The organism is Kitasatospora sp. NBC_01287 (assembly GCF_026340565.1).
GTDB lineage: Bacteria > Actinomycetota > Actinomycetes > Streptomycetales > Streptomycetaceae > Kitasatospora.
In genome coordinates, this window is the sequence record NZ_JAPEPB010000001.1 from 2912311 (window position 1) to 2932721 (window position 20411).

The following is a 20411-nucleotide window of genomic DNA, read 5'->3' on the forward strand; positions in this document are numbered from 1 at the left end:
GGAAGGGACTCTAGTGTTCAAGACCGTACTGATGATCGAAAAGGCACTCTCCGACGCCGACGTGGAGCTGGTCACCACGCTGCACGGCGAGGAGAAGGTCTCGTTCGTCGTGCTGATGCAACCCCGCGGCAAGCAGGACGAACTGCTGCGCTCCCTCGACGACGTGGCGCTCGGACATCTCGACAAGGCGGTGCACGAGCACGAGGAGGCGAACGGCCCGGCGGTGGCCGCCGAATCGCTGGAGCACAGCCTGCGCCACCTGCGCGAGGCCGGCGCCGAGGCGGTCGGCCAGGTGGTCGGGGCCGACCCGCTGGACACCCTGCGCACGGTGGTCGGGGAGAGCGCGGCGGACGAGGTGCTGGTGCTGACCGCGCCGCACTTCGTGGAGGAGTTCTTCCACCGCGACTGGGCCTCGAAGGCGCGCCACAAGGTGGGCGTGCCGGTGCTGAAGCTCTTCGCCAGCGAGGCCTGACCCGGCTCGCGGGCGCCCGCCCCGCGCTGCGGCCCGGCCCGGCCGCCCGGTGGTGCAGAATCGTCCTTGCGGGATGGATGGCCCGCAGGACGATTCGGCTCTTCAGCCACTCAGCCACGGATTCAGCCACGGAGACTGCCTTGAACGACGCCGCCCACGACCTGCACGCCCCGCACTTCATCGGCATCGGCGGCGCCGGCATGTCGGGCCTTGCGAAGATCCTCGCGGTGCGCGGTGCCAAGGTCTCCGGCAGCGACGCCAAGGAGTCCGAGACCGTGCTCGCGCTGCGCGAGCTGGGCGCGGTGGTCCGGGTCGGCCACGCCGCCGAGCACGTGCCGGACGGCGCCAGCAGCATCGTGGTCTCCAGCGCGATCCGGACCGACAACCCGGAGCTGGCCGCCGCCCGCGAGCGCGGCATCCCGGTGGTGCACCGCTCGGACGCGCTCGCCGCGCTGATGGGCGGGCGGCGCGCGCTGGCGGTGGCCGGCACCCACGGCAAGACCACCACCACCAGCATGCTGGCCGTCGCACTCGCCACCCTGGGCCTGGACCCGTCCTACGCGATCGGCGGCGACCTCGACGCCCCCGGCAGCAACGCGCACCACGGCACCGGCGAGATCTTCGTGGCCGAGGCGGACGAGAGCGACCGCAGCTTCCACAAGTACGCGCCCGAGGTGGCGATCATCCTCAACGTGGAGCTCGACCACCACGCCAACTACGCCTCGATGGAGGAGATCTACGACTCCTTCGAGACCTTCGTCGGGCGGATCCAGAGCGGCGGCACCCTGGTGGTCTCCGCCGACCACGACGGCGCCCGGGAGCTGACCGCGCGGGTCGCGGGCCGCCCGGACCTGCGGGTGGTCACCGTCGGCGCCGCAGCGGACGCCACCGTTCGGGTGGTCTCGGTGACCGCGCGCGGCATGACCAGCGAGGTCGTCGTGGAGCTGGCCGGCGCGGAGCAGGGCGGTACGGAGCAGGGCCGTACGGAGCTGGCCTTCACCGTCTCGGTGCCCGGGCGGCACTACGCGCACAACGCGGTCGCCGCCCTGGCGGCCGGCGTGGCGCTGGGCGTGCCGGCCGAGAAGCTGGCCGAGGCGCTCGGCTCGTACACCGGCGTGCGCCGACGGCTGCAGCTCAAGGGCGAGGCGCGCGGCGTGCAGGTGATCGACTCCTACGCGCACCACCCCACCGAGATGGCCGCCGACCTGGAGGCGATCCGGGACGCCGCGGCCGGCCGGGTGCTGGTGGTCTTCCAGCCGCACCTGTTCAGCCGCACCCAGCAGCTGGCCGAGGAGATGGGCCAGGCCCTGGCGCTGGCCGACGCCTCGGTGGTGCTCGACATCTACCCGGCGCGCGAGGACCCGATCCCCGGGGTGACCAGCGAGCTGATCATCGACGCGGCCCGCCGCGCGGGTGCCGAGGTGACCGCCGAGCACGAGTTCGCCGCCGCCGCCGGCGTGCTGGCCAAGCTGGCCGCGCCGGGCGACCTGGTGCTGACCATGGGCGCCGGGGACGTGACCAACCTCGGCCCGGCGATCCTGACCGAGTTGGGGAATGGCCTGGAGCAGTTCGCTGCTGCGGTCTGAGGAGGTTTCGACATGAGCTACGAGATCGAGAAGACCGACGCCGAGTGGCGCGCCCAGCTGAGCCCCGAGGAGTACCACGTGCTCCGCGAGGCGGGCACCGAGCGCCCCTTCGTGGGCGAGTACACCGACACCAGGACGGTGGGCGTGTACAGCTGCCGGGCCTGCGGGAGCGAGCTGTTCAGCTCGGAGACCAAGTTCGAGAGCCACTGCGGCTGGCCCTCCTACTTCGCGCCGCTGGCCGAGGGCCGGGTGCAGTACATCGAGGACAGCACGATGGGCATGCGCCGGGTCGAGGTCCGCTGCGCCCGGTGCGGCGGCCACCTGGGCCACGTCTTCGAGGGCGAGGGCTACCCGACCCCGACCGACCAGCGGTACTGCATCAACAGCCTCTCGCTGACCCTGCGGCCGGCCGAGTAGCGCGTCCATTTCGATTGCCGTCCCCTCTGGTGCGACCGAATCGGCGGTCCACCCCGTCCTGGTGAGCAGAGCCCCGCGCAGGAGCGGGTCCGCATGGCCGGCGTGCGGTTGACACCAGAGGAAAGCAACCGAATGAACGAGAACGAGAACGTGGGGTTCCGACCCGACGAGTTCCACCAGTCGCTGGCCACCGAGCTGGCCGGGACGAGCGCGCCCCCGCTGGGCGACCTGGTCACCCTCGCCGCCCAGCGCGGGCGCCGGCAGCGGCGGTGGCGCACCCTGGGCGCGGTCACCGGCTCGGTGACCGCCGCGGCCGTCGCGGCCAGCCTGCTGGTCGGCGTGCTGGACAGCGGGCCGGCGCAGCGGACCGAGCTGACCGCGGCCGCGACCGGGTCGCCCAGTGCCGCGGCCGCCCCGGCCTCCGTCCCCGCGGCCGCCACGGCCTCGGACCAGCTGGTCGCGGACACCCCGGCCGCTCTGCTGGACGCGGTGGTGAGCGCACTGCCCGCCGGGCTGACCACGGACACCTACTCGGCCAAGCTGGGCGACCCGGCGACCCCCAACCCCTCCGTCACCCTCAACGTGCACTCGCAGCACGGCACCGCCGTGCTGCAGGTCGCGGCGTACAAGTCGCAGTACGACTTCTGCCAGCCGGGCGACTGGCCCGCCGGCTACAGCTACCACTGCTCGACCACGGCCGGCGGCGAGCAGTACGAGGTGGTCTCCAACCCGGCCGCCTGCTGGCAGCACTCCCTCGTCGTGCTGCGCCGCCACGACGGCGTCGACGTCGCGGTCTGGATGCCCAACTGCACGGACGCGCCCGGCGTCACGAGCCCGCACGTGCCGCCGCTGACCCAGGACCAGGCCCTCGCCCTGGCCGCCACCGCGGCGATCAGCGACCGGATGCCGGCCGCGTTCGTCCAGGCCGCCGACGCGAAGTACCCCAACCTGCACATCACCAAGTAACCGCACCGTCTCTGCCGCGGCCCCCGAGCGGGGCCGCGGCTTCCCCCACTTCCACCCTCAGAGACCGGGAGTCCGATGGTGCGCCGCGAAGCCGACTTCACCGCGTTCGCCGAGGCGAACGCCACCCGCCTGCGACAGATCGCCTTCCTGATGTGCCGGGACTGGCACCTGGCCCAGGACCTGACCCAGAGCACGCTGACCAAGATGTACCTGGCCTGGGGCCGGGTCGCGCGTCAGGGCGGTGACCCGTTCGCCTACACCCGCAAGGTGCTGCTCAACACGCTGCTCGACCACCGGCGCCTGCGCAGCAGCGGCGAACTCGCGGTGGACCAGCTGCCGGACCGTCCGCAGCAGGGCGACCCGACCGCCGAGCGGCTCACCCTGCTGAACGCCCTGGCCCTGCTGCCGCCCCGCGACCGGGCGATCGTGCTGCTGCGCTACTGGGAGGACCAGAGCGTGGAGCAGACCGCCGAGGCCCTGGGGGTCAGCGTCTCCGTGGTGAAGTCGCAGAGCAGTCGGGCGCTGGCCCTGCTGCGCGCGCACTTCGGGCCGGACCGCGAGCTGCTCTTCAGCTGAGCGGTGCCGCTACAGCTCCCTGACCACCCTGTACTGGCCACCGCACCGCGTGTACCCGAGCCAGGAGTTGATCGCCAGCATCGGTTCGTTGGTCTCGTCGTTGGCGGTGAACGCCTCGGTCAGCCCGGCCGCGCGGGCCCGGTGCAGCGAGGCCGTCTTGGCCGCCTTGGCCAGGCCGCGGCCGCGGTGGGCCGACCGGGTGACAGTGAAGTTCGACCAGTAGCGGGTGCGGCCATCGCTGAGCACGGCGCTGAGCGCGACGGGCTCGCCGGCCACGACGGCCACCACGGTCAGCTCGTGGGCCTGGTCCGGGCGCGACCAGACAGTCTCGTGCCACTCCTGGTAGCCCATGGCATCCAGCGACAGGTCACCCGGTTCGTCGGCACCGGCTTCGACGTCGAGCCGGTGGATCGGGCGCGGATCGTCCAGGAAGTCGGCGGCGGTGCGCAGCTCGACGCCCGGCGGCAGTGACGGGACCCGCGGCAGCGGACCGCTCAGGTCGAGCCGGGCGAACCGCACGGCGCGGCCCGGCCGGTAGCCGTGCCGCTCGGCGAAGGCGAGCGAGCGCCGCTCCTCGTCGGCCCAGCCGTGCGCGTGGGTGGCGCCCAGCTCGCGCAGGTGGTCCTCCGCGGCGGCGAGCAGCGCGCGGCCCGCGCCGCGGCCCCGGTGCCCGGGCAACACCGAGAGGTCGAGGTGGGCCTGGCCACGTTCGCCGCTGTGCACAGCGAGCGCGCAGCGGGCGCTGCCCACCACCGTGCCGTCCAGCTCGGCGAGCAGGTGCCGGTAGCGGCTCCCGGCCAGCTGGACCCGGACCTGCCAGGCGGCCACCTCCGGCGTGATCAGGCGGTACGCGCGGCCGGCCTGCTGACAGGCCGCGGCGGCCACCGCGTCGCCGGCGTCAGCGGGGGCGAAATCACGGATCTGATGGGTCATCAGTCGTACGCTAACCGTGCCCGAGGAGGGCCGCCACGGAATTTCCCACGGTCACGATTCGATATCGCGAAACCGGTTTCCGTTCCCGGCAGCGGCGCGCGGGGTCTAGAACAGGGCCCATGTGGTTGCTCTTCCTGGTTCCGGCCTGTGTCGTCGCGGTACTCGCCTGCCTGCGGCTGATCCGGGCCGCAGCCTCGGCCGACGCACTGGCCGGGCTGGTGGCGGAGGAGTCGGAGCAGGTGGCGATCGGGCTGTACGAGACGGCCTACCTGGCGGGCGGTCCGGAGCGGGTGGTGGACCTCGCGCTCGTGCTGATGAACGGGCGCGGGCGACTGCACCTGGCGCACACCGGCTGGACCACGGTGGTCGACCCGCAGGGCCGCAGCCGCCTGGAGCGGGCGCTGATCAGCGAGATAGGCCCGGAGGGGCAGTGCCGCACGGCCGAGCTGCGCGAGGCGCTGAGCGAACATCCGACGGTGGCCGAGATCGGCGCCCGGCTCTCGCTGGCCGGCCTGGCCACGCCCGCGGTGACCCGGGAGAACACGGTGCTGGCGGTGCGCCAGGTCCGCCAGGCGCTGCTGCTCTCGGTGGTGCTGCTGGTCGCGGCGATGACCCTGAGCGCACCGGGCCGCCACAGCAGCGCCGCCGCCCTGGCCTGGTTCTCGCTGCCGCTGATCCTCACCACCGGCACCCTGCTGATGGCCCGGGTCGACGTGCACCCCTACACCCGCTGGGCCGCCCCGGCCGGGGCGGAGGTGCTGCGCGAACTGCGCCGCCGCCCCCGCCGTTCGAGCGGCGAGGGCGCGGGCGACGCGGAGCGCCGGCTGCTCACGGCGGTGGCGATCGACGGCGCGGACGCGGTGCCGGACGCCCGACTGCGGATGGCGCTGCGCGGCTAGGGCCCGTCCGGGCGATCTTGGCGTCGCGCGCCCGGCAGGATCGCCCGGACAGGCCCTAGGTGTACTGACCACGGAGGTTGGTGACAGGGCTCACGGCTGGCAGATCTTGAAATGAGTGAGGGCCTTCTGGCCAGGTGTGGATTGCGACATCTACCCCAGCGCCAGAAAGGCCCTCATGCCACACCGTAACGCACCCCTGACTGAGACCGGACGCCTGCGCCTGGCCCGATGCGTGGTCGAGGACGGCTGGCCGCTGCGCCGGGCCGCCGAACGCTTCCAGGTCTCGCCCACCACGGCCAAGCGCTGGGCGGACCGCTACCGGGCCCTGGGCGAGGCCGGCATGGACGACCGGTCCAGCCGCCCGCACCACAGCCCGCGCCGCACCCCGACCCGCACCGAGCGCCGGATCATCAAGGTCCGCGTCCTGCGCCGCTGGGGACCGGCCCGCATCGCCTACCTGCTGGGGCTCAACCCCGCCACCGTCCACCGGGTCCTGACCCGCTACCGCCTCGCCCGCCTCACCCACCTCGACCGCGCCACCGGCCGCGCCATCCGCCGCTACGAACACGACGCACCAGGCGATTTGGTCCACGTCGACATCAAAAAGCTCGGCAACATCCCCGACGGCGGCGGCCACCAGGTGCTCGGCCGCCAGGCCGGCCGCAAGACCCGCTCCGGCACCGGCTACAGCTACCTCCACAACGCCGTCGACGACCACTCCCGCCTCGCCTACAGCGAGATCCTGACCGACGAGCGCAAGGAGACCGCCGCCGCGTTCTGGACCCGAGCCCAGGACTTCTTCGCCCAGGCCGGGATCACCGTCCAGCGCGTGCTGACCGACAACGGCTCCTGCTACAAGTCCCACCCCTGGCGGGACGTCCTGGCCGCCGCCGGGATCACCCACAAACGAACCCGGCCCTACCGGCCACAGACCAACGGCAAGGTCGAACGCTTCAACCGCACCCTGCTCGACGAATGGGCCTACGCCAGGCCCTACCGCACCGAGCAGGAACGACGCGACGCCTACCCCGCCTGGCTCCACACCTACAATCACCACCGCGGACACACCGCGCTCAAGGGCCAATCACCCGCCAGCCGCGTCCCCAACCTCACGGGTCAGAACACCTAGGTCTCGCGGTCCGCAGGCCCTGGGCTCAGGCGAGTCCGGCCAGCAGCTCGCTGATCGGCTTGCGGCGGCCGGTGAAGAACGGGACCTCCTCGCGCACGTGCAGCCGGGCGCGGGACGGGCGCAGATCGCGCATCAGGTCGACGATCCGGTGCAGGTCGTCCGCCTCGAAGGCGAGCAGCCACTCGTAGTCGCCGAGCGCGAAGGAGGCGACCGTGTTGGCGCGCACGTCCGGGTAGCCGCGGGCCATCTGACCGTGCTCGGAGAGCATCGCCCGGCGCTCCTCGTCCGGCAGCAGGTACCACTCGTAGGAGCGGACGAACGGGTAGACGCAGACGTAGTCGCGCGCGTGCTCGTCGGCCAGGAAGGCCGGGATGTGCGACTTGTTGAACTCGGCGGGGCGGTGCAGCGCCATGTTCGACCAGACCGGCGCCAGCAGGCGGCCCAGCGCGGTGCGGCGGAAGCGGTTGTACGCCTCCTGCAGGTCGTCGGAGTTCTCGGCGTGCCACCAGATCATCAGATCGGCGTCGGCACGCAGGCCCGAGACGTCGTAACTGCCGCGCACCGTGACGTCCTTGGCGGCCAGCTGCTCGAACAGCTCCTCGACCTCGGTGGCCAGCGCGGCGCGGTCCTCGGGGAGCGCGTCCCGCAGCTTGAACACCGACCACATGGTGTAGCGGATGACCTGGTTCAGGTCCCGGGCCTTCTTCTTCTGCGGCGTCTGCTCAGCGGTATCGGTCATGTCCTCATTCTCCCTTTCCGGCTCGCCGCCCCGGCGGCGGGGTCAACAATTCGTCGACGGCGCGCCGCGCGCTCGCCACGCAGGCCGGGATGCCCACGCCGTCGTAGGCCGCGCCGGCCAGCGCGAGGCCGCCCAGCCGGCCGACCGCCGCCCGGATCCGGGCAACCTTGGCCTGATGGCCCACCGGGTACTGGGGCAGGCCGGCGCGCCAGCGGCTCACCACGCTCGCGTACGGGCGCGCGGTGAGGCCCACGGCCTCGCGCAGGTCCGCCAGTGAGCGGGCGACGAGCTCGGCGTCGTCCAGGTCGAGCGCGGCCTCGTCCCGGTAGCGGCCGAGCGAGGTGCGCAGCACGAAGGCGTCGGGTGCGGCGCGCTCCAGCCAGCCCCACTTGCGGCTGGAGAAGGTGGCGGCCTTGATCGAGCGGCCGTCCACCGGTGGGACCAGGAAGCCACTGCCGGACGGCGCCGGGGCCAGCTCGGCGCGGTGGAAGGCGAGGGTGACCAGCGCCATCCCGGCGTACTCGATCGCGGCCAACTCGGCGGCGGCGTCCGGGGCCTCGGTGGCCAGCAGCTTCGCGGCCACCGGCGCGGGGGTGGCCAGCAGCACGGCGTCGCAGGCCCGGCCGTCGACCAGCCAGCCCGTGGCGGTGCGGCGCAGCTCGCTGACCGGCGCGCGCAGCCGCAGCTCGACCCCGGCCCGCTCGCAGGCCGCGGCGACGGCGGTCGGCAGCGTGCCGATCCCGCCGCGCAGCCCCTGGAAGACCGGGCCGCCAGCCTGCGGGCGGTCCAGCAGCGCGTGCACGCCCTCGACCAGGGAGCCGCCGCCCTGCGCGATCGCCAGCAGTTGGGGGACGGCGGCGCGCAGCGAGATCTCCTCGGCGCGGCCCGCGTAGACGCCGCCGAGCAGCGGCTCGACCAGCCGGTCCACCACCTCCTGGCCGAGCCGCTGGGCCACGTAGGCCCCGATCGCGGCATCGTCGCCCAGCGCCGCTCCGGCGGGGCGCTCGGCCCGCGCCCTGGCCAGGCCCTCGGGGCTGAGCACACCGGAGGCGGCCAGCGCGGCGAGGTCGCCGGGGACGCCCATCAACTGCCCACCGGGCAGCGGGCGCAGCTCACCACGGGTCCAGACGGCGGCCTTGGCGGTGCTGGGCGGCTCCAGGAGGTCGGCCAGGCCGACGTCCCGGGCGAGTTCGACGGCTTCGGGGCGGCGGGCCAGCATCGACTCGGCGCCGAGGTCGACCTGGACCCCGCCGACCTCGCCGGTGCGCAGCTTGCCGCCCAGCCGCTCGCCGGCCTCCAGCAGCGTGACCCGGGCGAGGGCCGGTCCGCCGGCCGCGCCGGCCAGGTGGGCGGCCGCGGCCAGCCCTGCGATGCCGCCGCCGATCACGGTGACCTTGGGAAGTGCTTCTGCCATGCCCCGCAGTCTCGCAGAGTTCCGCGGGCGCCCCCGGTCCGGATGGTGACCAGGCCGTGACGCAGTCGCAACCGGGAACCTGAAACTCCGTCAGCTCCCGCTCCGTCCAAGCGGATACGTCAACGGGAGGGGAAGAGAATGAGCAGGAAGCGGATCAGCAGAGCCGGGGCCGCGCTGGCGGTCGCCGCCGTCCTGGCACTGGCCGGGTGCAGCGCGGACAGCGGCGCGAGGAGCGACAGCGCGGCGGCCCCGATGGCGGCCGGCGCGCAGCCCGCCAGGGCACCGGGGGCGGCCCCCAGCGGCGCACCGCTGCCCGGCGGCGCGCCCAGCGCGCTGCCCAGCGCCGACCCGCGGGCCATCGCCTACACCGGCCGGCTCACCCTGCGGGTCGCCGGCATCGAGAGCGCCGTCCAGCAGGCCGAGACACTGGCCGCCCAGCAGTCGGGCTACGTCGAGCACGAGGACACCGGCGACGCCGGATCCGCCCAGGTGGTGCTCCGGATCCCGTCGGCGGCCTTCGCCAAGAGCTTCGACCAGCTGGCCGGCTTCGGCACCGTGCTGAACCGCACCAGCCAGGCGGACGACCTCACCCAGCAGGTGGTCGACGTGGACAGCCGGGTGAAGAGCCAGCAGGCCAGCGTGGACCGGGTCCGCCAGCTGATGCAGCAGGCCACCTCGCTGAACGACATCGTCACGCTGGAGGGCGAGCTGAGCACCCGCGAGGCCGCCCTGGAGTCACTGCAGGCCCAGCAGCAGCAACTGGCCGCCCAGACCTCGCTCTCCACCATCACGGTCAACCTGCAGGCCGCCGCGCCGGTTCCGGCGGCGATCGCACCGAAGGCCCCGACGGGGCGCGGCTTCTGGGGCTCGGTCGGACACGCGCTGGCGAGCGGCTGGCGGGTCCTCCTCGCGGTGCTGCGCGCGCTGCTGATCGTGCTGGCGGCCGCGGCGCCGTTCCTGGTCGTCGTGGCGCCGGTGCTCTGGTTCGTCCTGCGCCGCCGCCGGGCGGGCCGGGCGGCGGCTATGGCCGTGGCTGTGCCGGTGGCGGTGCAAGGCGAACCGGCCGAGCAGACCGAGCAGGCCGAGCAGACCGAGTGATCAGCGCGCGCTGGCCTCGTGCACGAAGGCGACCAGGCGGCTGAGCGCGTCCGGGTCCATGCTCGGCAGCACGCCGTGGCCCAGGTTGAAGATGTGGCCGCTGGCGCCCAGTGCCGAGGCCGCGTGCAGCACCTCGCGGGCCTTGGCCTCCACCACGCCGGTCGGCGCGAAGAGCACCGCCGGGTCGAGGTTCCCCTGCAGCGCCTTGCCGGGGCCGACCCGGCGGGCCGCCTCGTTCAGCGGCACCCGCCAGTCCACACCGACCACGTCGGCGCCGGCCTCGCCCATCAGGCCGAGCAGCTCGCCGGTGCCGACGCCGAAGTGGATCCGGGGCACGCCGAGGTCGGCGACCGCGTCGAAGACCTTGGTGCTGGCCGGCATGACGGAGCGCCGGTAGTCGTCCGGCGCCAGCGAGCCGACCCAGGAGTCGAAGAGCTGGACGGCGGAGACGCCCGCGGCGATCTGCACCTTGAGGAAGGCGGCGGTGATCTCGGCCAGCCGGTCCACCAGCTCGGCCCAGAGCTCCGGCTCGCCGTACATCATGGCCTTGGTGCGCTCGTGGTTCTTCGAGGGACCACCCTCGACCAGGTAGCTGGCCAGCGTGTACGGGGCGCCGGCGAAGCCGATCAGCGGGGTGGCGCCGAGCTCGTCGACCAGCAGGCCGATCGCCTCGGTGATGTAGGGGACGTCGTCCGGCTCCAGCGGGCGCAGCCGCTGCAGGTCGGCGGCGGTGCGGATCGGGTCGGCGATCACCGGGCCGATGCCCGGCTTGATGTCCACATCGATGCCGACCGCCTTGAGCGGCACCACGATGTCGCTGAAGAAGATCGCCGCGTCCACCTGGTGGCGGCGCACCGGCTGCAGGGTGATCTCCTTGACCAGCTCGGGCCGCATGCAGGAGTCGAGCATCGGGATGCCCTCGCGCACCTTGAGGTACTCGGGCAGTGACCGGCCCGCCTGGCGCATGAACCAGACCGGGGTGTGCGGTACCGGCTCGTGCCGGCAGGCCCGCAGGAAGGCTGAGTCGTACGCCCGGCCGCGCGCGGCGGGCGGGGCTGCGGGGGTCGGCACGATGGGCTGGGCTGCGGTCGTCTCACTCACCCCGCCATCCTCCCACGCGCCTTGCGGATCCCGGCCGCGCCCTGGTCGTCGGATCGTCCAAGGGCGTGCCGCTCCGCCGCGTTCCCAGGGACAGGGCCTAGTCTTCAGCTCATGGCAGCGGTCGGCGGGAACCCCGCACAGCAGGGCGGAACGAGCAAGGAGTCGGCATCGATCCCCGCGGCGGAGCCGCACGGCGACGCCTTCCGCAGCGCGGTCCAGGCGCTGGCGGCGCTGCGCCTGCGCCCCGAGGTGCGGCTCTCCGCGACGCCGGCCCCGCGCCGCCTGGCCCCGTTCAGTTGGGCGGTGACCGCCGAGGTGGAGCTGGACGGCGAGGAGCTCGCCGACGGCAGGTTCGTCCTGCTGCACGACCCCGCCGCGCCCGAGGCCTGGCAGGGGGAGTTCCGGGTGGTCACCATGACCCGGGCCGAGCTGGAGCCGGAGATCGCCGGCGACCCGCTGCTCACCGAGGTGGGCTGGGCCTGGCTGATGGACGCGCTGCAGACCCAGGGCGCCGGCTTCGCCGCGCCGGGCGGCACGGTGACCCGCTGCGCCTCGCAGTACTTCGGCGCGCTGGCCGAGCGCCGGCCGTCCACCGAGATCGAGCTGCGGGCCTCCTGGACGCCCTCCGACGGGCGGTTCGAGCGGCACCTGACGGCCTGGGCGGACCTGCTCTGCGTCTGCGCGGGGCTGCCGCCGAGTTCTCCCGCGCCCCTGGCCGCGCCGGACGCGCCGTCACTCGGCGGAGTGGTCCCGATGCCGGCCAGGCGCCGGCCGCGCTCACACTGAAGGCTGACGCCGCGTCAACGCTCCCGCACCGCCTCCAGGCGGGTCGCCGGGCTGCTCACCAGGCATCACTGGCTGTGACCGGACGTCAACTGCCCGATGAGGGCTGACCATTTCATCCCGTTTGCGATCGATTCCTACCGTCCCGTGCGCATGTCGCACCATTCGGCCGAGTGATTTGTCCGTATTCTGGCTCACTAGATCGTGATCATTCGCTAAAGCCGGGCACGGATGATGCCGAAGCAGTCTGTGACCCTTTCCACACGCGGAACACTCCGACTCCTTCGCCCATCGGGGTTCCGTCCGCCACTCCCCTCAGGAGGCACGGTGTCGGTCCTGCTCGATCACCCCGCAAACGTGGTCGCCTACCGCCCGACCAAGCCCACGGCGATGGTGGTGATCGCCGACCCCCGGGTCCGCAACACCGTCACCCGCCATCTGTGGGCGCTCGGCGTGCGCGACGTCATCGAGGTCTCCTCGATCGCGGAGGCCCGCCCCCGGGTCTCCACCCCGCGCGACATCTGCGTGGCCGACGTCCACCTGCCGGACGGCTCCGGCCTGACCATCCTGGCCGAGACCCGCGCGGCGGGCTGGCCCAACGGCCTGGCGCTCTCCGCCGCCGACGACATCGGCGCGGTGCGCAGCGCGCTGGCCGGCGGCGTCAAGGGCTACGTGGTCACCGGCACCCGGACCAACATCGCGATGCCGGGGCGGCCCGGTCTGCCGCTGGGCGCGGGGGGCCTGGCCGGCCGGATGCGCCGGCCCGGGATGCCCGGCACCCCCGGCCACCTGGGCGCTCCCGGCGCCCCCGGGGCTCCCGGCGCACCGGGGGCCGCGCCGGCCGCCTACCGCGAGCTGTCGGGCCGCGAGGTCGAGGTGCTGCGACTGGTCGCCGAGGGGCAGTCGAACAAGGCGATCGGCGTGGCCATGGGCCTCTCCGCGCTGACCGTGAAGAGCCACCTGGCCCGGATCGCCCGCAAGCTGGGCACCGGCGACCGGGCCGGCATGGTCGCCGTCGCGCTGCGGACCGGCATCATCCACTGAGGGGCCGCGCGGCGGTCCGGAGGAACGTTTCCTCCGGGCCGCCACGCGCATCCGGGCAGCTCCGAGACCGCCGAGCAGGGTCCCGCCGACGGGGCTCGTCGTACCCTTGGTGAGTGACCGACGCCGCAGAAGCCATCGCCCTAGAGTCCGCCCCGGTGCCGCTGCTCGAACCGCGGGAGGGCCTGCCACCAGTGGTGGCGGACGAAACCGCGCTGGCGGCCGTGGTCGCGGCCTTCGCGGGCGGCACCGGTCCGGTCGCCGTCGACGCCGAACGGGCGTCCGGTTACCGCTACGGGCAGCGCGCCTACCTGATCCAGCTGCGCCGGGCCGGCGCGGGCACCGCGCTGATCGACCCGGTCGGCTGCCCCGATCTGAGCGCGCTGGGCGCGGCACTGGCCGACACCGAGTGGGTGGTGCACGCGGCGACCCAGGACCTGCCCTGCCTGACCGAGGTCGGGATGCGCCCGCAGCGGCTCTTCGACACCGAACTCGCGGGCCGGATCGCCGGTTTCGCCCGGGTGGGCCTGGGCCCGATGACCGAGAGCGTGCTCGGCTACACGCTGGCCAAGGAGCACTCGGCGGTCGACTGGTCCACCCGTCCGCTGCCCGAGCCCTGGCTCCGCTACGCGGCCCTGGACGTCGAGGTGCTGGTCGAGCTGCGCGACGCGCTCGAAGCGGAGCTGGAGGCCCAGGGCAAGCTCGACTGGGCGCTGGAGGAGTTCGCCTCGATCGCCGCCGCCCCCCGCCCGGCCCCCCGGGTCGACCCCTGGCGGCGCACCTCCGGTCTGCACAAGGTGCGCCGGCGCCGGCAGCTGGCGGCGGTGCGCGAGCTGTGGCAGGCCCGGGACAAGCAGGCGCAGGACCGGGACGTCTCGCCCGGCCGGGTGCTCTCCGACGCGGCGATCGTGACGGCCGCGCTCGCCATGCCGACCACCGTGCAGACCATGCAGAACCTCCAGGGCTTCGGGCCCCGGGTGCACCGCCGCCAGTTGGAGCAGTGGCTGGCCGCGCTCGACCGGGCCCGGGCGATCCCGGAGGCGCAGCTGCCCCCGGCCGCCGCCCCGCACGAGGGCCCCCCGCCGCCGCGGGCCTGGGCCGAGAAGGACCCGGTGGCCGCCGCCCGGCTCGCCGGGGCCAGGGCGGCGGTGACCGAGCTGGCCGAGCGGCACCACCTGCCCGCCGAGAACCTGATCACGCCCGACCTGATCCGCCGGGTCTGCTGGGAGCCGCCGACCGAGCCCACCGCACCCGCCATCGCCGGGGCGCTGCGGACGCTGGGCGCCCGGCGCTGGCAGGTCGAGCTGGTGGCACCCGTGGTGGCCGAGGCCTTCGAGGCCGCGGCGCGACCCGCCGACTGAGACCGGCCGGCTGAGACCGGCGGGCCGGGTCGCGTGCCGGGTGCGGCCCAGGCGTGGCGCGGGACACACCCGGCACGCCGACCCGGCCCTGGGCAAGTTGGTTACCGACCAGTAGCATGACGGTGAAGCAGCGCTGCTCGCCCGCGAGCGCGTCTCTGCGCACCATGTCAGTCCCCTGGGAGGAGAGCCCCCGTGCCTCGTACCGCGAGGGACGTCGTCTTCGTTGACGGCGTCCGCACCCCGTTCGGCAAGGCCGGCCCGAAGGGCATCTACCACGAGACCCGCGCCGACGACATGGTCGTCAAGTGCATCCGGGAGCTCGTGCGCCGCAACCCGAACCTGCCCGTCGAGCGGATCGACGAGGTCGCCGTCGCGGCCACCACGCAGATCGGCGACCAGGGTCTGACCATCGGCCGCACCGCCGCGCTGCTGGCCGGTCTGCCGAAGTCGGTCCCCGGCTACGCCATCGACCGGATGTGCGCCGGCGCGCTGACCGCCGTCACCACCACCGCGGGCGGCATCGCCTTCGGCGCCTACGACATCGTCGTGGCCGGCGGCGTCGAGCACATGGGCCGCCACCCGATGGGCGAGGGCGTCGACCCGAACCCGCGCTTCGTCTCCGAGAAGCTGGTCGACGAGTCGGCCCTCTTCATGGGCATGACGGCGGAGAACCTGCACGACCGGTTCCCGCACATCACCAAGGAGCGCTGCGACGCCTACGCGGTGCGCTCCCAGGAGAAGGCCGCCAAGGCGTACGCCAACGGCGACATCCAGCCCGACCTGGTGCCGATCGCGATCCGCAACACCAACCCCGAGGTCGGCGAGACCGGCTGGGGCCTGGCGACCACGGACGAGCCGATGCGCCCGGGCACCACGATGGAGTCGCTGGCCGGCCTGAAGACCCCGTTCCGCCCGCACGGAAACATCACCGCGGGCAACTCGGCCGGTCTGAACGACGGCGCCACCGCCGCGCTGCTGGCCGCCGAGGACGTGGCCGAGGAGCTCGGCCTGCCGGTCAAGATGCGCCTGGTCGACTTCGCCTTCGCGGGCGTGGAGCCCGAGGTGATGGGCATCGGTCCGGTGCCGGCCACCGAGAAGGCCCTGGCCAAGGCCGGCCTGACGATCGAGGACATCGGCGCGTTCGAGGTCAACGAGGCCTTCGCCGTGCAGGTGCTCTCCTTCCTGGACCACTACGGCATCGCGGACGACGACGAGCGGGTCAACCCGTTCGGCGGCGCGATCGCCTTCGGCCACCCGCTGGCCTCCTCGGGCGTGCGCCTGATGAACCAGCTGGCCCGCCGCTTCGAGCAGCGCCCCGACGTGCGCTACGGCCTGACCACCATGTGCATCGGCTTCGGCATGGGCGCGACCGTCATCTGGGAGAACCCCCATTGGAGCGAAGCGACAGAGTCGACCGAGTTCGAGGGTGGTAAGTGACCATGAGCACCACTGAGCTCCTCAAGCGCGGCGCCGAGCTGTTCCCCGGCGAGGTCGTCACCACCGCGCACGTCCGCCACCTCGACCTGCCGCTGCAGGCCGGCAGGCTGGCGCTGATCACCCTGGACAACGGCTTCGACCACACCAAGCCGACCACCTTCGGGCCCGGCTCGCTGCTCAAGCTCTCCGAGGCGCTGGACCAGGTCGAGGCCGAGGCGGCGGACGGCAAGATCATCGCCGTCGCGATCACCGGCAAGCCGTTCATCTTCGCCGTGGGCGCCGACCTCAAGGGCGTCGAGCTGCTCAAGGAGCACGGCGACGCGCTGGCCATCGGCAAGGGCGGCCACGAGGTCTTCAAGCGGATCGCCGCGCTGCCGGTGCCGACCTTCACCTTCTACAACGGCGCCGCGATGGGCGGCGGTGTGGAGATCGGCCTGCACTGCACCTACCGCACCATCAGCTCCGGCACGCCGGCCTTCTCGCTGCCCGAGGTCTTCCTCGGTCTGGTGCCCGGCTGGGGCGGCTGCACCATCCTGCCGAACCTGGTGGGCCCGGCCAACGCGGTCAAGGTCATCATCGAGAACTCGATGAGCCAGAACAAGCAGCTCAAGGGCAAGGAGGTGTTCGAGCTCGGCATCGCGGACGCGATCTTCGAGCCCGCCGACTTCCTGGAGCAGTCGATCCTGTGGGCCGCCAAGGTCCTCAAGGGCGAGACCGTGGTCGAGCGCCCGGAGATCGACCGCGGCGACAACTGGGACCAGTGCATCGCCTGGGGCCGCGCGGTCGCCGACGCCAAGGTGCACGGCGCCGCCCCGGCCGCCTACCGGGCGCTGGACATCATGGCCGCCGCGAAGAACGGCGACCTGCAGGCCGGCTTCGACGCCGAGGACGCCGCGCTGGCCGACCTGATCATGGGCGGCGAGCTGCGCTCCGGCATCTACGCCTTCAACCTGGTGCAGCGCCGGGCCAAGCGCCCGTTCGGCGCGCCGGACAAGTCGCTGGCCCGCCCGGTCACCAAGGTCGGCGTGGTCGGCGCCGGCCTGATGGCCTCGCAGCTGGCGCTGCTCTTCGCGCGCCGCCTGGAGGTGCCGGTGGTGCTCACCGACATCGACCAGGCGCGGATCGACAAGGGCGTGGGCTACGTGCACGCCGAGGTCGACAAGCTGCTCGCCAAGGGCCGGATCGGCGGCGACAAGGCGAACAAGCTCAAGGGCCTGGTCTCCGGGCACCTGGACAAGGCGACCGCCTTCGGCGACGCGGACTTCGTGATCGAGGCCGTCTTCGAGGAGATGGGCGTCAAGCAGAACGTCTTCGCCGAGCTGGAGGCCGTGGTCTCGCCGACCACCATCCTGGCGACCAACACCTCCTCGCTCTCGGTCAGCGAGATGGCCTCCAAGCTCCAGCACCCGGAGCGCGTGGTCGGCTTCCACTTCTTCAACCCGGTGGCGATCCTGCCACTGCTGGAGATCGTGCGGGCCGAGCAGACCGACGACGCCTCGCTGGCCACCGCCTTCGCGGTCGCCAAGAAGCTGAAGAAGACGGCCGTGCTGGCCAAGGACGCCCCGGCGTTCGTGGTCAACCGGATCCTGACCCGCTTCATGGGCGAGATCCAGAACATCATCGACGAGGGCACCTCGTTCGAGACCGTCGAGGCGGCCGTGCGGCCGCTCGGCCTGCCGATGTCCCCGATCGCGCTGCTCGAACTGGTCGGCCCGGCCATCGCGCTGCACGTCTCGGAGACGCTGCACGGCGCCTTCCCGGAGCGGTTCACCGTCTCCGAGAACCTCGCCGAGGTGGTCAAGGCCGGCAAGCGCGGCTTCTACATCTGGCAGGACGGCCAGCAGGTCCTGGACCCCGAGGTGCTGGCACTGCTCTCCTTCGGCGCCGCCGCGCTCACCGAGGAGCAGGTCCGGGCCCGCGCCCTGGAGGCCGTCGCCCAGGAGATCGGCCTGATGCTGGACGAGGGCGTGGTCGGCGAGGCGCAGGACATCGACCTCTGCATGATCACCGGCGCCGGCTGGCCCTTCCACCTGGGCGGGATCACCCCGTACCTGGACCGCGAGGGCGTCTCCGAGCGGGTGAACGGCAAGAAGTTCCTGGCCCCCGGCCTGGCCAGCGTGCCGGTCTGAGACCGCGCGCGCGACAGCCGCTGAACACCTGAAGGGCGGCCCACTCGGTAACGAGTGGGCCGCCCTTTCGGCTGCGCGAACCCCATCGCTATACATCAAATGAGGACAAAGCGCATAATACCGATAGGCCAAGCGGATGCACTTGCACACCGAAGGAGGCGAGTCGTATGGCCGACGTCTCACATCGAACCGGTGACCTCTCGACGCACCCGGACATCTCGGAGATGCGGACCCGGTACGCACGCGTGATGGACGGGCCCCGAGGAGTCGCGGTCGACGGGCTGGTCGTGCTCGCCGGGCTCTACCTGGCCATCTCGCCCTACGTGGTGCACTTCAGCGCCGCCAGCCACGAGCTGACGATCTGCAACCTGATCCTCGGGATCGGGATCGCCGCGCTCGGGCTCGGCCTCACCCTCGCGCCGGCCCGGATGTTCGGGCTGACCTGGGCGATGGCCGCGACCGGCGTCTTCCTGATCATCTCCCCCTGGGTGGTGACCGTGGGGCACACGGCGACCCGGGGCATGATCTGGAACCAGGTGATCGTCGGTGGCCTGACCTGCCTGCTCGCCTTCTCGGCGGCGGGCCTGGTGATGGGCCGCCGGCGCTGAGCGGCACCCCCGCAGCCGCCGACTCCCCCGGGAGCCGGCGGCTCACTTCTTGGGGCGGCTCACTTCTTGAGGCGGTAGACCATGGCGTCGCCGTAGGCGCCCACCACCTGGTAGTGGGTGTCCAGCAGGTTCTCGATCGCGGGCACCTGGGAGGGCTGGTACGGGGCGCTGCCGGAGTCGTCGACCACCACGGCGGGCAGGCCGTTGCTCAGCTCCTTGTCGAAGGTCTGCCAGGCGTCCGGCACGCTGTACTGCTCGCCGACGTCCGCGCCCCCCTTGCCGCCGCTGAAGTTGGTCAGGAAGCCGGCGGTCAGGTAGCGGGTGGCGGGCTTGCGGTCGGAGAGCCAGTAGAGCTCGGGGTGCATGCCCCAGACCAGCACGGTGTCCTTGGGCGTGCTGCGCTCGGCCACCGCGGTGGCCACCTGGTTGTTCTGGCTCATCTGCTCGCCCGGCCACGCCACCGCGAGCGACCAGAAGGCGGTGCAGGCGACCGCGCTGTAGACCAGCACCGGTTTCCAGCGGACCGCCGAGACCGAGACCGCGCCGACCCCGAGCAGCACCAGCGGCGGCATCAGCTGCAGGTAGTAGTGGCCGAAGAAGTGGAAGCCGGTGGCCACCGCGACCACCGAGGAGAAGAGCCAGACCCACAGGTCGGCGGCCGACCCGTGCGACTCGCCGCGGGTGGGCAGCGCCCGCCCGGTGCGGTAGCGCATCCAGAGCCGGTGGCCGAGCGGGAAGAGGAAGCCCAGGCCCGCCGCCAGCAGGATCGCCGAGTTGCCCAGCGCCCGGCCGAGCATCTGCAGCCAGTCGCCGTTCAGCGAGGCGTAGTCGCCGCTGCCGGTGACCACCCAGAAGAGGAAGCCCTTGGGCTTGGTGAGGATCACCGCGACCAGGACTATCGGCAGCGCGGTGCCCAGGCCGAGCTTGGCGAGCGCGCTGCGCCAGGGCACCGAGCGCAGCCTGGCGTCCTGGAAGAGCATCCAGAGCACCGGCAGCAGGACCGCGCCGCCGGTCTGCTTGGTGAGCGAGCAGAGCGCCACCGCGATCCCGGCGGCCAGCCAGCGCCGCCGCTCGGCGTAGCGGAAGGCGGCCACCATCGCGGGCAGCATGAAGACCTCGAAGGTCGCCGCCTGGGTGTCCTCGGGGGAGAGCCCGATGGAGAGCATCAGGTAGAGCACTCCGGCCGCGCCGCCCGCCCGGTTGCCCCAGCGGCCGCGCGCGATCGAGGCCAGCAGCACGGCGGTGACCACGTGCGCCACGATCGCCAGGGTGCGCAGCGGCCAGAGCGAGAGGGAGCCGAAGACCGAGAAGCAGGCCTCGTAGAGCCAGGGCAGCAGCGGCGGCTTGCGGTCCACCACGGTGTCGTAGAGCACGCCGCCGTCGGCGAGCATCCGGGCCTGGGTGGCCAGGTAGCCCTCGTCGGGGCTCCACACCGGCCGCAGGAAGGAGGGGATGTGGGTCAGCGTCGCGAGCACGGCCAGCACCGGGACCAGCCTGGTCCAGTACCCCGTGCGGATGCGCTCGGAGATCCGCGCGGCGAGCACGGCGGGGCGCGCGGGGGTCGAGGTCTCGGCAGGCACGAGGGACAACCTACCGGGCGGGACCGGCGGAAGCGCTGCCGGTCCCGAATTCAGATATGAATGTCATATTGTCCCAAAGATCGCTGGGAGATCGCTGGACGAACGCTCGACGAGCGGTCCCGCGGCACTGCGCGGCACTCCT

At 73.0% G+C, this 20411-nt stretch carries 19 protein-coding genes; 14 read left to right on the plus strand and 5 right to left on the minus strand.

The window, feature by feature from the left end:
• The first annotated feature begins 13 nt into the window (after window positions 1–13).
• The 5 genes from OG455_RS12210 to OG455_RS12230 all read left to right on the plus strand — a co-directional run bounded on the left by OG455_RS12210 (window position 14) and on the right by OG455_RS12230 (window position 4017).
• Window positions 14–472 (plus strand): indole-3-glycerol phosphate synthase, encoded by a 459-nt coding sequence (locus tag OG455_RS12210; protein WP_266292978.1) that lies wholly within the window; start codon window positions 14–16, stop codon window positions 470–472.
• Window positions 473–612: 140 nt separating this feature from the next.
• Entirely contained in the window at window positions 613–2058 is a 1446-nt protein-coding gene (murC, locus tag OG455_RS12215) for a UDP-N-acetylmuramate--L-alanine ligase (protein WP_266292980.1), read from the plus strand.
• 12 nt (window positions 2059–2070) lie between these two features.
• Window positions 2071–2475: a peptide-methionine (R)-S-oxide reductase MsrB gene (msrB, locus tag OG455_RS12220; RefSeq protein WP_266292982.1), complete on the plus strand. Its 405-nt coding sequence runs from the start codon at window positions 2071–2073 to the stop codon at window positions 2473–2475.
• 132 nt (window positions 2476–2607) lie between these two features.
• Window positions 2608–3441 carry a hypothetical protein gene (locus OG455_RS12225; RefSeq protein ID WP_266292984.1) on the plus strand — a complete coding sequence of 278 codons (834 nt, stop codon included), beginning with the start codon at window positions 2608–2610 and terminating at the stop codon, window positions 3439–3441.
• A gap of 75 nt (window positions 3442–3516) precedes the next feature.
• Complete coding sequence (locus OG455_RS12230) at window positions 3517–4017, plus strand: SigE family RNA polymerase sigma factor (protein ID WP_266292986.1); 501 nt, start codon at window positions 3517–3519, stop codon at window positions 4015–4017.
• Between the two features lie 9 nt (window positions 4018–4026).
• Here OG455_RS12230 and OG455_RS12235 read toward each other — a convergent pair whose 3' ends face one another.
• Window positions 4027–4950 carry a GNAT family N-acetyltransferase gene (locus OG455_RS12235; protein ID WP_266292988.1) on the minus strand — a complete coding sequence of 308 codons (924 nt, stop codon included), beginning with the start codon at window positions 4948–4950 and terminating at the stop codon, window positions 4027–4029.
• Window positions 4951–5069: 119 nt separating this feature from the next.
• Here OG455_RS12235 and OG455_RS12240 point away from each other — a divergent pair, with 119 nt between their 5' ends.
• Window positions 5070–5849 carry a TIGR04222 domain-containing membrane protein gene (locus OG455_RS12240; RefSeq protein ID WP_266292990.1) on the plus strand — a complete coding sequence of 260 codons (780 nt, stop codon included), beginning with the start codon at window positions 5070–5072 and terminating at the stop codon, window positions 5847–5849.
• Window positions 5850–6024: 175 nt separating this feature from the next.
• A complete protein-coding gene (locus OG455_RS12245) occupies window positions 6025–6978 on the plus strand; it encodes an IS481 family transposase (RefSeq protein WP_266292992.1) in 954 nt (317 codons plus the stop codon).
• Between the two features lie 25 nt (window positions 6979–7003).
• On the opposite strand, the gene hemQ is transcribed toward OG455_RS12245, so the two are convergent.
• Both hemQ and hemG read right to left on the minus strand, forming a co-directional pair.
• Window positions 7004–7717, minus strand: coding sequence for a hydrogen peroxide-dependent heme synthase (hemQ, locus tag OG455_RS12250; RefSeq protein WP_266292994.1), 714 nt, complete (start codon window positions 7715–7717; stop codon window positions 7004–7006).
• 4 nt (window positions 7718–7721) lie between these two features.
• Complete coding sequence (hemG, locus tag OG455_RS12255) at window positions 7722–9131, minus strand: protoporphyrinogen oxidase (RefSeq protein ID WP_266292996.1); 1410 nt, start codon at window positions 9129–9131, stop codon at window positions 7722–7724.
• 138 nt (window positions 9132–9269) lie between these two features.
• Here hemG and OG455_RS12260 point away from each other — a divergent pair, with 138 nt between their 5' ends.
• Window positions 9270–10229 (plus strand): DUF4349 domain-containing protein, encoded by a 960-nt coding sequence (locus OG455_RS12260; RefSeq protein WP_266292998.1) that lies wholly within the window; start codon window positions 9270–9272, stop codon window positions 10227–10229.
• Here the strand turns inward: OG455_RS12260 and hemE are convergent, their stop codons facing one another.
• On the minus strand, window positions 10230–11303 hold the full coding sequence (gene hemE / locus OG455_RS12265) for a uroporphyrinogen decarboxylase (protein WP_266300743.1): 1074 nt from the start codon (window positions 11301–11303) through the stop codon (window positions 10230–10232).
• 138 nt (window positions 11304–11441) lie between these two features.
• Here hemE and OG455_RS12270 point away from each other — a divergent pair, with 138 nt between their 5' ends.
• From OG455_RS12270 to OG455_RS12295, 6 genes are all read left to right on the plus strand, one after another.
• Window positions 11442–12116, plus strand: a complete 675-nt coding sequence (locus tag OG455_RS12270) for a DUF3000 domain-containing protein (protein ID WP_266293000.1) — start codon at window positions 11442–11444, stop codon at window positions 12114–12116.
• 324 nt (window positions 12117–12440) lie between these two features.
• On the plus strand, window positions 12441–13157 hold the full coding sequence (locus OG455_RS12275; protein WP_266293002.1) for a response regulator transcription factor: 717 nt from the start codon (window positions 12441–12443) through the stop codon (window positions 13155–13157).
• A 113-nt stretch (window positions 13158–13270) separates the two neighbouring features.
• Window positions 13271–14515, plus strand: a complete 1245-nt coding sequence (locus tag OG455_RS12280; RefSeq protein ID WP_266293004.1) for a ribonuclease D — start codon at window positions 13271–13273, stop codon at window positions 14513–14515.
• 192 nt (window positions 14516–14707) lie between these two features.
• Window positions 14708–15952 (plus strand): acetyl-CoA C-acyltransferase, encoded by a 1245-nt coding sequence (locus OG455_RS12285; RefSeq protein ID WP_266293006.1) that lies wholly within the window; start codon window positions 14708–14710, stop codon window positions 15950–15952.
• Between the two features lie 2 nt (window positions 15953–15954).
• Complete coding sequence (locus OG455_RS12290) at window positions 15955–18081, plus strand: 3-hydroxyacyl-CoA dehydrogenase NAD-binding domain-containing protein (protein WP_266293008.1); 2127 nt, start codon at window positions 15955–15957, stop codon at window positions 18079–18081.
• 167 nt (window positions 18082–18248) lie between these two features.
• Complete coding sequence (locus OG455_RS12295) at window positions 18249–18689, plus strand: SPW repeat protein (protein WP_266293010.1); 441 nt, start codon at window positions 18249–18251, stop codon at window positions 18687–18689.
• A 59-nt stretch (window positions 18690–18748) separates the two neighbouring features.
• Here the strand turns inward: OG455_RS12295 and OG455_RS12300 are convergent, their stop codons facing one another.
• Window positions 18749–20269 (minus strand): glycosyltransferase family 39 protein, encoded by a 1521-nt coding sequence (locus OG455_RS12300; protein ID WP_266293012.1) that lies wholly within the window; start codon window positions 20267–20269, stop codon window positions 18749–18751.
• Between the last annotated feature and the right edge of the window lie 142 nt (window positions 20270–20411).

Coding starts and splice junctions, on each gene's coding strand:
- hemQ (WP_266292994.1), bottom strand. CDS start 7,717: ATGACCGATACCGCTGAGCAGACGCCGCAGAAGAAGAAGGCCCGGGAC.
- OG455_RS12235 (WP_266292988.1), bottom strand. CDS start 4,950: ATGACCCATCAGATCCGTGATTTCGCCCCCGCTGACGCCGGCGACGCG.
- OG455_RS12245 (WP_266292992.1), top strand. CDS start 6,025: ATGCCACACCGTAACGCACCCCTGACTGAGACCGGACGCCTGCGCCTG.
- OG455_RS12230 (WP_266292986.1), top strand. CDS start 3,517: ATGGTGCGCCGCGAAGCCGACTTCACCGCGTTCGCCGAGGCGAACGCC.
- hemG (WP_266292996.1), bottom strand. CDS start 9,131: ATGGCAGAAGCACTTCCCAAGGTCACCGTGATCGGCGGCGGCATCGCA.
- OG455_RS12225 (WP_266292984.1), top strand. CDS start 2,608: ATGAACGAGAACGAGAACGTGGGGTTCCGACCCGACGAGTTCCACCAG.
- OG455_RS12240 (WP_266292990.1), top strand. CDS start 5,070: ATGTGGTTGCTCTTCCTGGTTCCGGCCTGTGTCGTCGCGGTACTCGCC.
- OG455_RS12295 (WP_266293010.1), top strand. CDS start 18,249: ATGGCCGACGTCTCACATCGAACCGGTGACCTCTCGACGCACCCGGAC.
- msrB (WP_266292982.1), top strand. CDS start 2,071: ATGAGCTACGAGATCGAGAAGACCGACGCCGAGTGGCGCGCCCAGCTG.
- OG455_RS12290 (WP_266293008.1), top strand. CDS start 15,955: ATGAGCACCACTGAGCTCCTCAAGCGCGGCGCCGAGCTGTTCCCCGGC.
- OG455_RS12260 (WP_266292998.1), top strand. CDS start 9,270: ATGAGCAGGAAGCGGATCAGCAGAGCCGGGGCCGCGCTGGCGGTCGCC.
- OG455_RS12270 (WP_266293000.1), top strand. CDS start 11,442: ATGGCAGCGGTCGGCGGGAACCCCGCACAGCAGGGCGGAACGAGCAAG.